The following is a 13,919-nucleotide window of genomic DNA, read 5'->3' as shown; positions in this document are numbered from 1 at the left end:
GGACCTCGACAATCCTCATTCTTGCTGGTCAGGGGCACTTTCTGCTTTCCTGACCACCTGCCGGACAGCCCGCTTCATGAAAGCGCGAGGTTAGGCCAGAGAGGGGGCTGCGAAGCGGAGTCTTCCACCGCCGACAGCGACCTGGGTGCCCCACCGGAGAACAGGCCCGAAAGGGCGCCGCCGAGGGCGCCGAACAGCAGATCGCCGGGTGTGGTGGGTTCGCACAAGGCGGTGTTGAAGGCCCAGGTGTAGGCCGCACCGACACCGGCGTTGACGGCGGCCGAAGTCACAGTGGCGGCGGTGCTGTCCGCTTCGAGGCCGAGGAGTTCGACGGCGCTCGCGCCGGAGGCGGGCATGAGGAGTCCGGCTCCGATGCCGTAGAGCGCGCCCTCTCCGGCGGCGCGGCCGAGGCCGCTCCAGCTGAAGTCGTCGGGGTGGCCGAGGGTGTAGCTTATGCCGCCGAAGACGCCTCCGATAATGCCTCCGGCTGCCGCGTTGACGCATTGGGGGCAGGCGCCGGAGGGGTCGGTAAGGTTGGTCGGCTCGTTGTCAGCGTAGGCATACGTCGAGGTGGCGGGCTCGGCCAGGGTGCTTGGGGCGGGGTCGGTGCTGGTGAAGCGGCCGGTGCTCGGGTCGTAGGTGCGGGCCCGGAGCTGGTAGCCGAGGGCGGTGCCGGTGGGGTCCTGGTACTGGCCGGTGTAGGCGAAGGGGTTCGCGGGTGCGCCGGTGACCAGGGCAGTGGTCGTGGTCATGCCGTAGGCGTCGTAGGCGTAGGTGTACTGATCGACGCCGGCGGAGCTGGTCAGGTCGGTGATGGAGCCGGTCAGGTCGTGGTGGTCGTAGTAGTTGCCGGCGCTGGTGCGCAGGATCTGGGGTTCACCGAGGGGGTCGTAGCGGTAGTCGGCGATCAGGGTGCCGGAGCTGTTGGTCTCGTCGGAGATCTGGGGCAGGGGGTTGTTGATGTCCCAGTGGGTGGTGCGGGAGAGGGTGCCGTCGGTCCTGGTCGTGGTGCGGTTGCCGGTGGCGTCGTAGGTGTAGGCGTAGGTGTGGGAGGCGACGGTGGCGGTGGCGAGCTGTCCGGCGGCGTTGTAGGCGAAGGTGTTCGTGCCCGCGGAGGTCTGGTTGCCGTCGGCGTCGTACTTGTAGGACGTGGTGGTCGATCCGGTGACGCTGGAGGTCAGTTCGTCGGCCGCGTCGTAGGTGTAGGACGTGCTGGTGGTGGAGGCTGATGTGCTGGTCGCCTTGGTGAGACGGTTGCCGGCCTTGTCGTAGGTGTAGGTGGTCTTCGAGGATCCGGTGGGGCAGCCGGTGGAGCCCGTGGGGGCGGTGCACTCCGACAGCAGGCGGCCGTTGTCGTCGTAGCCGTAGTTGGTCGGTGGGCCGGTGGTGCCGCTGCGTACGGGCGTCACCGTGGTGAGACGGCCGTTGGCGTCCAGGGTGGCGGTCCGTTTCGACAGGGTGGCGGTTGAGTTGGCCGAGGCGATGGTGGCGAGTCGGCCGGCGCCGTCGTAGGTGCGCGACTCCGTGTATCCGTTGGGGAGCGTGCTGGTGATCAGGTTTCCGGCGACGTCGTATGCGTAGTTGACGGTGGCCGAGTTCGCGGTCTGGGCGGTGCTCTCGTCGTCGCCGTTGTAGGTGAAGGTGGCCTTGCTGCCGTCCGGGTAGGTTCGCGCGGTCACGTTGCTGTCGGCGTCGTAGGTGTAGGTGAAGGGTGTGGTGCTGCCGGGGACGGAGAGGGTGAGCAGTCGGCCCGAGTTGTCGTAGGTGGCGGTGCGGCTGCCGGTGGCGTCGGTGATGCCGGTGACCTCGCCGGCCGCGTTGTAGGTGTAGGCGGTGGCGGTGGTGCCGTCGCTGTAGGTCGTCCCGGTCGGCAGGCCGCGGCCGTCGTACGCGGTGGTGATCGTCTGGCCGCGGGCGTTGGTCGTCGTGGTCGGGTTGCCGTCCACGTCGTAGGCGTGGGAGACCGAGCGGCCCAGGGGGTCGGTGGTCTTGGTCAGACGGTGGGCGGCGTCGTACGTGTAGTGCGTGGTGTGACTGTTCGCGTCGGTGCGGCTGGTGATGTCGCCGAAGGAGTCGTAGGTGTACGCGGTCACGCCGGCGTCAGGTGCCGTGAGGGAGGTGAGGCGGTCGCCGGCGTCGTAGGCATACGTGGTGGCCTTGCCGAGGGCGTCGGTTGTGGAGGCGACGTTGCCGTCGGCGTCGTAGGTGCGGTGTGTGGTGGCGCCGGTGGGATCGGTGACACCGGTGGGGTTTCCGGCAGCGTCGTAGGCGTACGACCAGGTGTAGTCGGCCGCGGTGGCGCCGGAGGCGTTGCCGCGGGGGTCGGTGGCCGTCAGCCTGCGGCCGTCGTCGTCCACCGTGTAGGTGGTCTTCCCGCCGAGCGGTGAGGTGACGGACACCAGGTTGTGGTCGGTGTCGTAGCCGTAGCTGGTGGAGTAGTAACGCCCGCCGGTGATCTTGGTGACGTGGTTGGTCGCGTCATAGGTCCAGCTGATGTCGTCGGTTTCGGGGCGATCGATCTTCGTGATGTTGTCGTCGCCGTCGTAGGTGTATGAGGTCGCCCTGCCGAGCGGGTCGGTAATCTTCACCGGCCGGCGGTCCGCGTCGTAGGCCGTGGCGGTGGTGGCCCCGGTCGGGTCGGTGACTGTGAGCTGGTTGCCCGCACTGTCGTAGCCGTAGCTCCACGTGAAGCCGGCCGGGGAGGAGCCGGAGACGTTGCCGCGCGGCGTGATCATGGCGATCAGCCGGCCGGCCTTGTCGTAGCCGTATTTCGTGGTGGCACCGAGCGGGTCGGTGACGGAGTCGACCAGACCGGCGGTGTTGTAGGAGCGGGTGGTGGTCTCGCCGTCCGGGCCGGTGACGGTGGTCAGGCGGTCAGCCGCGTCGTAGGCGTAGGCCGTGGCCGCGCCGAGAGGGTCGGTGACCGAGGTCAGGTTGTGTGCGGCGTCGTAGCCGTACGTGGTCTTCTTGCCGCGCGGTGTCGTGGCCGAGGTGACGTTGTCCGCGTCGTCGTAGGTGTAGGTGGTGGTGTTTCCGAGCGGGTCGGTGCCGGTCAGACGTCTGCCCGAGGCGTCGTAGGTGGAGCTGGTCCTCTCGTTCAGCGGCGAGGTGACCGAGGTCGGGTTTCCGGCGGCGTCATAGCCGTACGACGTGGTCTTGCCGCGTGGTGTGGTCAGAGAGGAGACGAGGCCGGCCGCCGTGTAGGTCATGCTGGTCACGCCGTTCGCCGGGTCCGTGACCGAGGTCAGCCGGCCGACGGTGTCGTAGCCGTATGCTGTTCTCTGCGACCGCCCGTCGGTGTGACTGGCGACGTTTCCGGCAGTGTAGGTCCACGATTCCGTTGTGCTTGGCGTGGCCTGGGCGGTGAGGTGGCCGGAGGCGTCGTAGGTGTAGGTGGTGTGGACGCCGAGCGGGTCGAGGACGGAGGCGCGGTTGCCGTAGCCGTCGTAACCGAAGTAGGTCCGGTTGCCGAACGGGTCGTAACGGGCCGTCAGCAGGCCGCCGGCGTACAGGTCGCTCCATATGCCGCCGTCCGGGGCGGTGATGTCGGTCTCTCCGGGCTGGTACGCGAACGACGTGGTCGCGCCCGCGGCGTCGGTCTGTGTGATGACCCGGCCCGAGGAGTCGTAGTCGTTGTTCACGACGTCGTGGCCGCGCGGGTCGTTGATCTTCGTCAGGTGGCCGGCGGCGTCGTAGGAGTAGGTCGTGGTGCCGCCGTCGAGACCGGTGGCCGTCGTCAGCTTCCCGCCGGTGTAGCCGTAGTCGACGTGCCGGCCGTCGGCCAGCGTGACTCGGCTGAGCAGGCCGCCGCTGTACGACAGGGTCACCACACGCGCGGCGGCGTCCGTCACGGTTGCCGGCTGGCTGCCCGAGTAGGTGAACGACAGCCCCTGGCCCGACCGGTCCTTCCTGCTGGTGAGCAGGCCCGTGGCGGCGAAGGTGAGCACCTGGCCGTCCAGGGTGGTCAGGGTGTAGCCGCCGCCGGAGACCGCCGCCAGGGTCGAGCGGGCCAGGATCGGTGTCGTGAAGGTGCCGCTGGATGTCTTGGCGTAGGTGAACCTGGCGCCGTTCTCGTCGCGGACGGTGACGTCGCCGTTGGCGGCCACAGTCAGGGAGACCTCCCAGGGCAGGGTCCACCCCGCGCCGAGAGCGCCTGACGTGGTGTCGTTCGAGGAGTAGCCGCGTGACAGGGCGAAGGGCACGCCGGCGCCGGGCACTGTCGCGTCGGTGAACGACTCGGTGAACGCGCCCGTCGCGGTGTTCACCGGGTCGCAGGCCAGAGCCTGTGGCCGGGCCGATCCCGAGGCGGTGCCGCCGCACCGGCCACCGTAGGTCTGTGCCGCCTCGACGGCGGTGAGCGTGTGGGCGTTGACGGCGGTACTGCCGGAGGTGCCGCCCGCGTCCGTCACCGTGCCGACCACACTGAGGCTGAGGTAGCGGGATGCGCCTGTCGGGCAGTCCTGGGGCACCGTGTACGTCGTGTACACACGCGGGGGCGTGGAACCGGAATATTGCCGGGCTATATACGAGTGCGCCGTCACGACCTGGCCGTCGTCGATCGTCACGTTCGACCCGCAGCCGGACACTTGCCAGGTGACGTGGACCTGGTCCGTCACGTCCAGATAGGTCCCGCTTGCCGAATCGTAGTTGCTGATCGAGTTCCAGATGTTCGCGCCGAACGTCAGCGTCTCACCGGGAATGACCACACCCGTGTTGAACGAACTCGGTGAGACTTCCGTGTTCGACCAGGACCTCGGATCGCCGCCCGGCCCCGACATCACGACGTTGTTCGGAACACCCCATGCGCTGGTGTCCGCAGCCACTGCCGCCGACGTCGCCGTCGATGCCTCACCCTGGCGGGCCTTCTCAATCGTCTTGCGCAACGCGGTCTTGGAGGGCAGGACTCCCCGCGCGGACACCGCCTTTGCGGCGGAAGCACCAGTGGCCCGGTCGTGCGCGACCTCCGCACCGCGTTGAGCACGCGTCATCGCATGCTGCGGTCTCGCAGGAGCCGGCTTCACCGACGAGGAAGATCCGCTGCCAGTGGGAGGCGCAGCAACCGCCGCGACCGGCACAGCCGTCGTCATGCCCGCCAGCACGGCCAGAACGACCCCTGCTCTGAGCAGCCCGAACCTACGCACGTTCACAACGCAGCCCCCTAGGCCCGACGCACCGAGACACCCGCAACGTTGATCATGGACATGCCGACACGATGGTTCCCTGACATACCCGGGAGGTCAACCGTCACTTCGATAGGGCAGGAAAAATCGCCACCCCGTCACTCAAGGGAGAGGATGGGGGACGAACCCGAAAGATCTTCTTCGCCTTTACCCAAGGCACCAATCGCCAGAATAATTTACGATTCACTTGCTTTCTTTGCCGTATCTGTGGCCGTAGGTAAACGAATCAACGGTTTCTCGTTGCATGGGCGTGGCCATAATGATCGCCCCCTCTGTCGCGACGCGTTGCACAAATGGCCAAAATCGTCCCACACTCGCGAGAAACGGCCGCAGGACTCTGTGAGGAAACTGTGTACCTCGGAATTGATATGCATGCGTGCCTGGCCTCATCGGTTCATCGCAGCTGCTGATTGATCTCGTGAGGTGATGTCGCACTGCCCCTCTACTGCTTGAGCCAGTCAGCGCTGACCGCATCTACGGACGCGCAGTTGGCCGCCGCCCGGCCGCGGGCCGAGACCTACCTCTGGATCCCGGCGCGTGCAGCTGCGGCGCTCGCGCCTGACCACAGTCGCGTGTTGCCCTGAAACGCAGCGACACAGAGCGTCGTGCACCACGCCACCTCGCAGGACGCGATGAAGGACGCCGTCGCGCCACAGCTACTCAGCATTGACAAACCTGATTCCACATAATGACCGCCACCCCACAGACCACTGCCCATCCCCCATCGGTGGGCCCGGCCTCCCCCTCAGAGGCCGGGCCCGCTGCCACGTGCGGCGACTCCGAAGTCGTCAGCGGCCGAGTGCCGCCTCCCGCGCGGCACGTGACCAGATGGCCTGTTGCCTGGCGTTGAAGCCCATGCGGTTCCAGTGGAAGAGGACGTGCCGGGCCAGGATGCCGCGCAGTCCAAGCCCGAGGTTCCCGTCCCGCGCCGCGCCCGCGAGGGCGCGGCCCCCGTGCTCCATGCCGGTCACCCAGCTCCACAACGGTGCGAGAGACCCGTCCGCGAGCGCAGGACCTGCGTCGAGGAGAAGTAGCTGCCGCATCCTGTCCGACATGGCGCTGACCTTGTCTCCGGGTACGTCGTCGGGTAACGGTCGCCGGGCCTCTATCTGCCCCCATACGTCTCCCTGTTCACCCCATTCCAGTCCGGCGGCCCGCAGGAACAAGCTGGTGACGAGCAGTGAGGTCGCCTTGGCTTCGAGAAGCCCTTCGGTCTTGCGGGCGGCGTGGTGGTGGTAGTCGAGAACGCCGACGCTGTCGGTGTGGAACAGCGAGTGGGCGATCGTCATGCCATCCGGGCCGCCGAACGCGAGGGTCTCCGGCTCGTACACGGATGCCCGCCAGTCCTTCACCACACCCCAGGACACGGCGCTGTCGAGGGCTTCGGTGACGCGCGCGACGGCGTCCTTGGCAGGCGTGTCCGGGCTGGGGCGGACGCGTAGGCGCCAGCAGGGGGCTTTGCGAAGGAACCACCACTTCCCGACGGGCGCGCTGCGGAGGATCGGCAGAAGACAGGCACGGAAGGCCGGTTCGGCGGTGGGGTAGTCGGAGAACTCGATGTACGTCTGATGCCAGGCCGCGGGGCCAGTGTCGAGTGCGGCCCGGCCAGCGGCGCGGTACCGCTCGACCGCATCGGCCAGCCGGGCGGGGCTCGTCCGCGCACGGCTGGCGGCGTCCTTGATCGGCTCTCCGCCGAGAACTGCCAGGACGGCGTCCTCCACCGGGCTGGCGTCGTATGGATCCACCATGTCGTTTCCTCAGCTCAGGAGCAGGCAGGCGTCCCACTCGGTGACTGGCTCGGCTCCTGGCTCGGCGCTCTGGAAGGCCAGGGACGCCCCGGCTGCGCCTACGAGGAAGCTGGGCTCGTCGGGTGGGTCGACGGCGAGGAAGCGCTGACGGAGCGCGGGAAGCCGGTCGGTGAACAGGTGCGGGGTCTCTGCGTCCTCGGCAACCCGCTGCACGGTGCGTAGGAGCCCGCCAACGCCGTGGCAGAGACCGCGGTTCGTGAGCTGGTCGAGCTGGGTGGGGTCGTTCAGGCAGTACAGCAATGCGCGCTCGGCCATACTTCGACGGTCCTCGTCGCCCAGGGCGATGGCGGCGAGTTGCTGCGCGCGGGCCAGGCCGGGCGTGCCGTAGCACCAGGACGGCGTGGAAGGAAGAGCGGGCGCCTGACCGGTCCCGCTGATCCACCGCGGCCAGCGGGTCCCCCGGTGATCGTTCTGCCGTATCCGGTCGAGCCAGTGGCAGATCCGGGTCATGGCGGTGTCGTGGCCGACGACCATGATGCCGCGCCGTTTGGCCAGGGCGAGCAGGGCGAGCGGGCCGGTAATTCCGTGCGCGAGACCGGCGTTGGCGTGGCCGCCCGGGGTGGCGGCCTTGTCGGTGGCAGGGGCATGATCGACCCACCAGCCCGGCAACGACCCTTTGGGCCCGGCGATCGGCTGGGTGAGCCGGACCAGATACTCCAGCAGGCGCTTCAGCTCGTCGCCGTTCGGCTGGCAGCGCAGCAGGAGAGCGCCCAGACCGGTCAGTCCACGGAACAGGTCGTACTCGGCGAAGCTGGCGAAGCGGCCTTGGTCGATTCGCCCGTGGGCGGCGTTTAGGCGGCGGCGAGTGTGCGCGGCCACGATGCCGTCCAGGGTGTGCCGGGCTCCGGCATACCGGTCGCTGTCGGCGGCGGCCAGGTGCAGGACGTAGGCCATCGCGGGGGCGCCGAGGAACAGACTGGCGTCGTCTCCGTCGATCAAGGGGTGGACCCTGGCGAGTTGCTGATGGACGGCCTGCCATGAGGTGAGGCCACGGTGGGCGCGTTCGATTTGGCGCAGGGCGATCCCGAGAGCGCCGTGTGCGAGGGACTGGCGGGTGGTGACGATCGGGTCTGTGATGGGAGGGGCGGCGGTCACCGCTTGGCTCCTTCGGTGCGGATGGTCCAGGACAGCGCGGCTGCACGAGCGAGGCGACGGCAGGCGGCTTCGGCGTCGGGGTCAATACCGGCCGCGCGGTTGTGGTGCATGTGCAGCAGGGACGGCAGCACCTCAGCCGGATCAATGCCGGCCGCTCCCAGCGCCTGGCGGTACTCAGCCAGAGCGCTGCGCCGCAGCGCCCACACCACGACCACGTGATCACCGCGCGGGAGCGCCCGGAGGGCCAGGTGGTCGGGATCCGCATCAGCAAGCCGTACGGCCATGGCCTGCACATCGCGCGCGGCGGCGTCGCCCTCATCCTTCAGGAAGTTGTCCGTCAGCCACGCCCAGCCTGCCGCCGGAGATCCAAGGAATCCGGTGGCAATGTCCACGATGCCGGCCGCGGTGAGGGCCGGGCGCTGGCTGTCCGGGAGCGGGACGACCAACTGCGCGAGCGCGGCGGCGGAGTCGGCAGCGAAGAACCGCTCAGCGGCCTCCAGCGTGGGCCCTGTGCCGTAGCGCCCGGTCTCCGGGGAGTCGGTGTCCCACTGAACCCGCTGGATCAGGCCCTCGGTGCGCAGCTCGGCTGCCCAGGCGGCGACGCGTGAGGCGGCGTCACCGAAGGCGTCCGGGGACGACAGGCGCATACGCAGCCTCAGGTGGCTGTCGGGGTCGGCGTAGCGGACGAACCACCAGTCCGGCCCGTCGGCTCCCCAGTCGATCAGTAACCGCGGGAGGTGGGTGGTCAGGACTTCCGGTGCGCGGTCGGCGTTGCCGTACAGCTTCAGGTACACCCGCTCGGAGCCTCCCGGGAGGTGGCCGCAGTTCCGGTCCGCGACGGCCGTCGGGCGGAAGCTCGGAGCGGGGGTGGCCGGCTGGTCGGAGGCGAACGGCATGGTGATCTCGTGGGCGCGTCCTATCCAACCGAACTCGCTCTCGGGGGGCGCTTCGTGCAGCACGACGCTTCCGTGACGGTCCAAGTCGGCCCGAAGGAGCTGCTGGTGGGCGGGGATGTCCAGGTCCAGGCGGAGCCGCTGGTCGTCGCTGCCGACGTACACGGTTCGGGGCACGCCGTAGCGGACCCGCCAATCGGTGAACCGGAACAGCCAGCTGCCGTCGCCCAAGTCGCGGGCGCGGAGCCGCCAGGAGGCGGCGGACAGGATGGTGCGGCCGACGCGTACTTCGGGCAGGAACGGCAGCCGTTCCGCAGCGCCCCAGGCGAAGGGAAGCAGGACGGCGGTGTGCGAGCGGTGCAGCTCGCACACGAAGCGGACCAGCGGGTGAGTGGCGCTGCTGAGCTCCACCGCGTTCATGACCGACGGCTCGATGACCTGGCCTGAGCTCAGCGACACCAGGTAGAGGCGCTGGGAGTCGGCGACAACGCCGAGGTCATCCAAGTCGAGCGTGGCTCCGGGGTTGTTCTCTCCCACCGCCAGGACGTTCGCCACGACAGCAGGGGCCCGGCCGACGTTACGGGTCCGGAGCCGCAGCGGCGGGCTGGAGACCTGACCGCGAGCGGCGCCTGCGGTGAGCGTCGGCAGGTCGGCGTACACGGCGCTCATCCGGTCCCGGTCGGACTGATCCAACATGGCCAGAAAGCGGCCCGTGGTGGTACCGGCCGCCAGGGACAGACCGGCTGTGGTCAAGGTGAACCGGCCGTCGTTCAGGTCCTTGAGGGTGCGCGCCAACACGGTGAAGCACAACTCGACGTGCGCAGGGACCTGTGTGGTCTCGCTGAGGGACAGGGCTTCCAAGTCGTCGTCGGTGAGGACGATTTCGCGCTGGCCGTCGAGAACGGCGCCCTGGGCGAGGGCGAGTAGATGTTCGTCGCGGAGGCTGGTGCCCAGCACGGGGCGCTTGAGGACGGTGCCGCGGTAGCTGACGGGAAAGCCGAGCCCCGTGTCCGGGTCCGTGAGATCGCGCAGAGGGACGACGGCGCCCATGCTGTAGCGCTCAAGGAACCGAGCCCGGTAGTCCTGCCAGGCCGGTGAGCCGTTCGGGAACGGCGTGATGCGAGCCATGGTGTCCAAAGCACGCGCGGCCTCCCGGGTCACAGCCTCCGGCAGTCTGATGTCGCAGTCCGGGCGCAGATTGACCATCAGGGCGCGCTCCGTGAGACCCGTGACGGCGTTCATCCGGGCTGTCGCCTTGACGCGTAGGGCCCGCTGCTCTTGCTGTGGAGCGTCGTCGTGGAGAGAGAGGAGGCTGTGGATCTGCCGCAGCTCCTCAGCCGTCGCGGAGGCGACGTCCGTGGTGTCGACCTGGGCAATCAGGTGTCCGAGTGGGTCGTCGCACGTCATGGGGGCCGGGAGGCTGGTCAGCAGCACGCGGTGGGCAACGAGGTTGCGCAGCGTGTCATCGATCACGGTGGGCGCGGTGTCGGGGTAGTCGCTGTGCAGCTTGGCCGCAATGTCCCCGACCGTGATGGGGGTGCGGGCGATGGCCAGTACCGTCTCGACTGCCCGGGTGCGCCGTAGCGTCGTTTCGGTGGGGCCGTCCGTGCCCGGCTGGTGTTGCACGCTGACCCGGGCGCCTCGCACCGTGCAGGTGTGATCGGCCACGACGAGCACGTTCCGCAGCATCTCCGGGTCGCGCTCGATGGCCGTGACGACGTCGTTCAGCCACACCGCGTCGGGCTGCGCGAAGGCCCGGTGGTCAGTCCCCCAGCGCACCCGGGCAGTGGCGTCGAAGCGCGCAGGGGCGGGTCCGGCAAACAAGCCGAACGGCGTGGCACGGTACTGCATCCGTAGTAAGTAGCGGGCCAGGGAGGCGGCAGTGCGCTGAAGGGTCCGCGGTCGTCGGCGTTCGCCGCTGAGCACCTCTTGGACGGAGTCGGCGAGGAGCGGAGCGGCGAACTCGATCGCTGCGGCCCTGGCGTCGTCGGCCCAGACCTGGGTGATCCACTCCCGCCGCTGGTCAACATCAGTGCCGGCACCGTCCAGAGACGGCCAGGGAGGCAGCGGTGCCGCCAGCGGGAACACGGATGCCCTGATCATGCTCGCGTCAACTGCGTGATACATGGCTATGCCTCCTTCGTGGTCGGGGTGGTGCGGGGCCGGGCCGACATCAGGCTCGGCCCGGCCCCTCAGTGGTGCGTCAGCCGCCGATGCAGGTGCTGTTGGAGCAGGCGGACTGGCAGGTGGCGCCGCAGCCGTCGCCGGTGTCGTTCAGCAGCGCGCCGACGATCGGGGCGGACTCGACGGTCTCGATGTTGAGGTCGAAGTCCGATCCTCCTGCGGCCGTGAAGTCCGTGGCTGCCTTCAGGGTTGTGGTGCCTGTGCTCTGTGCCATCTCGTTCTCCTCGCCAGAGGTGGGTGGATGTGCATTGCCGGCCTGGTCGCGACGCTGGCTGCGTCACGGCCAGGAGATCGTGACCCGCGTGTGCGGCCGGTCGATGATCCGGCCCGCGGGAAGCTGGTCATCCGGCGTTCCGGCCGGGTAGACCTCGATGTGCGCCCTGTGGTCGCGGCGGTCGCTGTCCCACGCCTGGATCTCCTCGACCAGGAGCTCGGCGACCTTTTGGCCCTCGGGTCCGTGGCCGATCGCGCCCAGCTCGAACCGGTCGGGGTCGTCGGTGGGGCGGACGGTCCGATAGGCGAAGCTGCTGCCGTCCACGAGGGTCGGCACGCCGAGCGGGGAGGCGGAGGCGACGAGGCCGCGCTGCCGGGCCTCGGGCTTCGCGGCCATCAGGGGGAGGTTGTCCAGGGCGGTCGTCAGCCACAGGTCCAGTTGCTCGTTGGACTCGTCGCCCGCGAGCGTCACGCCGGACCAAGCCGTGGTCCGGGGCGCTTGCAGCGCGGCGCCCAGGGCCTCGGTGTCGGGTTCGGGGTGACCGTCCAGGCGCAGGGCGATCTCCTCGCCCTCGGTGTCGTGAATGAGGGCCAGGCGCATGCGGTTCTCGCCGGCGCCCTGCATCGGCACGAAGCCGCACAGCTCGAACCCGTCACTGACCAGCCGCTCGCCGTCGCGGACGAAGGCGATGGTCCGGGTCATTCCGCGCATCCGCAGCGGTACGACGAGCCGTCCGCCTTCGGTGAGTTGGTGAATCCACGCGGGCGGGATGTCGGCGGCCTGCACGGTGACGATGATCCGGTCGTAAGGGGCGTGGGCCGGGACGCCGTTCTCGCCGTCCGCGGTGATCACGGTGACGTTCCGGTAGGCGGTCGCCTTCAGGAACTCCTTCGCGCGACTCGTGACGTCGGCATCGATGTCCATGGTGACGACGTGGCCCTGCTCCCCGACCAGCTCAGCGAGGTAGGCCGCGTTCACACCACCGGAGCCGATCTCCAGGACGCTCATCCCCGGCTGGACGTCGGCCTGTTCGATCTGCATGGCCTGGATGCGCGGGGCGGATACCGAGCTGATGTGCGTGCCGTTGGCGTCGGTCTTGGTGATCGCAGCTTGTTCGGGCTCGTAGACCTTCGCCATGTCCTCGTCGGGCGCGGCCAGGTGCCGGGGGACCGAGCGGAACGCGGCCACGACGCGGGGGCTGCGGGCTGCGCCGAGCTCGATGAGCTGCTGCACCATCGTGTCGCGCAACTCCTGCTCGGAAGCAGGGGTCTTGTCGCTGTTCTCAGTCGTCATGACAGGGACGTTATCCACGAGCGGTCTCCTTCTCGGCGCCCGCGCGCCGAGGGGGTTGGGGGCCATCAGGCGATGGCCGGTTGACGCTGCATGAAGTGCGCGAGGGCCTGCGCCTTGAGTCGGGCGAGGCAGTCGACACACGCCATGAAGGGGGCATGCTGGCCGTCCCACTGCACCGGACCGAGCCAGCAGTCACCAGTGATCCAGTGCGAATCCACGGGAGGGCCTTCCTTCCTGATCGGTGGGGGGAGTTGGACCGGCGGCCGGGCGGGACCCTCACGCGCACCGCCTGACCGCCGGAGATCATCGGTCGCCTTGGCTGTGGCAGAGCAGCGCGGCGACGAACGCGACGGTCGCGAGGATGAACAGCACCTGTGCTGTGGCCTGTCGCCATCCGATCCGGTGCCACCATCGGAGCCGGCGGGCGCGTCGACGATTGGTCTCCAGCTCGTGCAACGCGGTGTCGATGTCGTCGAGGATCACTGTTCGGTGACCCCCAGTTCGGACCACACGGCCTTGCCCCACGGAGTGCCCGGCTTGTTGCCTATGAGGTCGTATCCCCAGCGGTCGGAGCACGCATCGACCAGGACCAGGCCACGGCCGGAGGTGTCATCGGCGCAGGCCCGCAGCAGCTGGGGCAGCTTCCTGGGCGCCCGGTCTACCACCGCCAGGCGGACCAGGTACGGGGAAGGGCACGAGACGATCAGCCGTACCTGGGGGCACGAGGTGTGCCGGACGGCGTTCGCGACGAGATCCGAGATGACCAGTTCCCCGCGCTCGGTGAGGTGGTCGAGGTCCCACAGGCCGAAAGCGGCGCGTACGAGACGGCGCTCTTGGGCAGCTGTTCCCTCCGCGCGGGGATGGTTCTCGGCGTAGCTGGGGTGTCCGGACCCGGCCGTGCGTTGAGCGGTCATCGTCACGAAGCACCCCCGAGTTCGAGGTAGGTGCGGAAGTGCTCCGGCTTCCATTCCTCGGGGTCGCCGTGCCGGGAGGCGTAGGCGCGGGCTTGGGGGATCGGCTGTGTGCGGGTGACCGGCGGCGCGCTGCTGGTCTGGGTGGTGCCCCGGTGGTGCTGCTCCTGGGCGGTGTGGGTCATCGCTGCCCCTCGTGGTTGTCTGGCAAGGCAGGCCCATCCCCCACGGGGGCGGGGGAGGGGCCCGCGACACTGGCCGGCGGTGCAGCCCGGCGCGATGCGTGTTCAGTTCAACGGGCAGGAGCCTGTAAAGGGCAGGAAAAACAGCGGGGGTGGTGG

Annotated in this window: 11 protein-coding genes; 1 reads left to right on the top strand and 10 read right to left on the bottom strand. The window is 69.1% G+C overall.

What is annotated here, in order from left to right:
- Positions 1 to 74: 74 nt before the first annotated feature.
- Entirely contained in the window at positions 75 to 4,616 is a 4,542-nt protein-coding gene (locus ACLZN2_RS15875; protein ID WP_416979093.1) for a DUF6531 domain-containing protein, read from the bottom strand.
- Between the two features lie 31 nt (positions 4,617 to 4,647).
- On the opposite strand from ACLZN2_RS15875, the gene ACLZN2_RS15870 reads away from it, so the two are divergent.
- The gene (locus tag ACLZN2_RS15870; RefSeq protein WP_416979092.1) at positions 4,648 to 4,977 is read left to right on the top strand and encodes a hypothetical protein; all 330 of its coding nucleotides are present in this window, start codon (positions 4,648 to 4,650) and stop codon (positions 4,975 to 4,977) included.
- 991 nt (positions 4,978 to 5,968) lie between these two features.
- Here the strand turns inward: ACLZN2_RS15870 and ACLZN2_RS15865 are convergent.
- The 9 genes from ACLZN2_RS15865 to ACLZN2_RS15825 all read right to left on the bottom strand — a co-directional run bounded on the left by ACLZN2_RS15865 (position 5,969) and on the right by ACLZN2_RS15825 (position 13,763).
- Complete coding sequence (locus ACLZN2_RS15865; protein ID WP_416979091.1) at positions 5,969 to 6,928, bottom strand: thiopeptide-type bacteriocin biosynthesis protein; 960 nt, start codon at positions 6,926 to 6,928, stop codon at positions 5,969 to 5,971.
- Positions 6,929 to 6,937: 9 nt separating this feature from the next.
- The gene (locus ACLZN2_RS15860; RefSeq protein ID WP_416979090.1) at positions 6,938 to 8,083 is read right to left on the bottom strand and encodes a lanthionine synthetase C family protein; all 1,146 of its coding nucleotides are present in this window, start codon (positions 8,081 to 8,083) and stop codon (positions 6,938 to 6,940) included.
- Positions 8,080 to 11,103, bottom strand: a complete 3,024-nt coding sequence (locus ACLZN2_RS15855) for a lantibiotic dehydratase (protein ID WP_416979089.1) — start codon at positions 11,101 to 11,103, stop codon at positions 8,080 to 8,082. Before ACLZN2_RS15855 ends, ACLZN2_RS15860 begins: the two co-directional genes overlap by 4 nt.
- Before the next feature lie 76 nt (positions 11,104 to 11,179).
- Positions 11,180 to 11,374, bottom strand: coding sequence for an FxLD family lanthipeptide (locus tag ACLZN2_RS15850; RefSeq protein WP_416979088.1), 195 nt, complete (start codon positions 11,372 to 11,374; stop codon positions 11,180 to 11,182).
- A 63-nt stretch (positions 11,375 to 11,437) separates the two neighbouring features.
- Positions 11,438 to 12,667, bottom strand: a complete 1,230-nt coding sequence (fxlM, locus tag ACLZN2_RS15845) for a methyltransferase, FxLD system (protein WP_416979087.1) — start codon at positions 12,665 to 12,667, stop codon at positions 11,438 to 11,440.
- A gap of 65 nt (positions 12,668 to 12,732) precedes the next feature.
- Positions 12,733 to 12,885 carry a hypothetical protein gene (locus tag ACLZN2_RS15840; protein WP_416979086.1) on the bottom strand — a complete coding sequence of 51 codons (153 nt, stop codon included), beginning with the start codon at positions 12,883 to 12,885 and terminating at the stop codon, positions 12,733 to 12,735.
- Positions 12,886 to 12,970: 85 nt separating this feature from the next.
- Entirely contained in the window at positions 12,971 to 13,150 is a 180-nt protein-coding gene (locus ACLZN2_RS15835) for a hypothetical protein (protein WP_416979085.1), read from the bottom strand.
- Positions 13,147 to 13,581 carry an ATP-binding protein gene (locus tag ACLZN2_RS15830; RefSeq protein ID WP_416979084.1) on the bottom strand — a complete coding sequence of 145 codons (435 nt, stop codon included), beginning with the start codon at positions 13,579 to 13,581 and terminating at the stop codon, positions 13,147 to 13,149. Before ACLZN2_RS15830 ends, ACLZN2_RS15835 begins: the two co-directional genes overlap by 4 nt.
- A gap of 2 nt (positions 13,582 to 13,583) precedes the next feature.
- Positions 13,584 to 13,763, bottom strand: coding sequence for a hypothetical protein (locus tag ACLZN2_RS15825; RefSeq protein WP_416979083.1), 180 nt, complete (start codon positions 13,761 to 13,763; stop codon positions 13,584 to 13,586).
- Positions 13,764 to 13,919 lie beyond the last annotated feature (156 nt).

Source organism: Streptomyces sp. T028 (assembly GCF_048159505.1).
Classification (GTDB): domain Bacteria; phylum Actinomycetota; class Actinomycetes; order Streptomycetales; family Streptomycetaceae; genus Streptomyces.
The sequence above is the reverse complement of the archived record's forward strand: the minus strand, read 5'-3'. Positions and strand labels throughout refer to the sequence as shown.

Excerpts from the sequence above, each read along its gene's own strand:
- ACLZN2_RS15865 (WP_416979091.1), bottom strand. The coding sequence starts at position 6,928 with ATGGTGGATCCATACGACGCCAGCCCGGTGGAGGACGCCGTCCTGGCA.
- ACLZN2_RS15855 (WP_416979089.1), bottom strand. The coding sequence starts at position 11,103 with ATGTATCACGCAGTTGACGCGAGCATGATCAGGGCATCCGTGTTCCCG.
- ACLZN2_RS15850 (WP_416979088.1), bottom strand. The coding sequence starts at position 11,374 with ATGGCACAGAGCACAGGCACCACAACCCTGAAGGCAGCCACGGACTTC.
- fxlM (WP_416979087.1), bottom strand. The coding sequence starts at position 12,667 with ATGACGACTGAGAACAGCGACAAGACCCCTGCTTCCGAGCAGGAGTTG.
- ACLZN2_RS15830 (WP_416979084.1), bottom strand. The coding sequence starts at position 13,581 with ATGACCGCTCAACGCACGGCCGGGTCCGGACACCCCAGCTACGCCGAG.
- ACLZN2_RS15825 (WP_416979083.1), bottom strand. The coding sequence starts at position 13,763 with ATGACCCACACCGCCCAGGAGCAGCACCACCGGGGCACCACCCAGACC.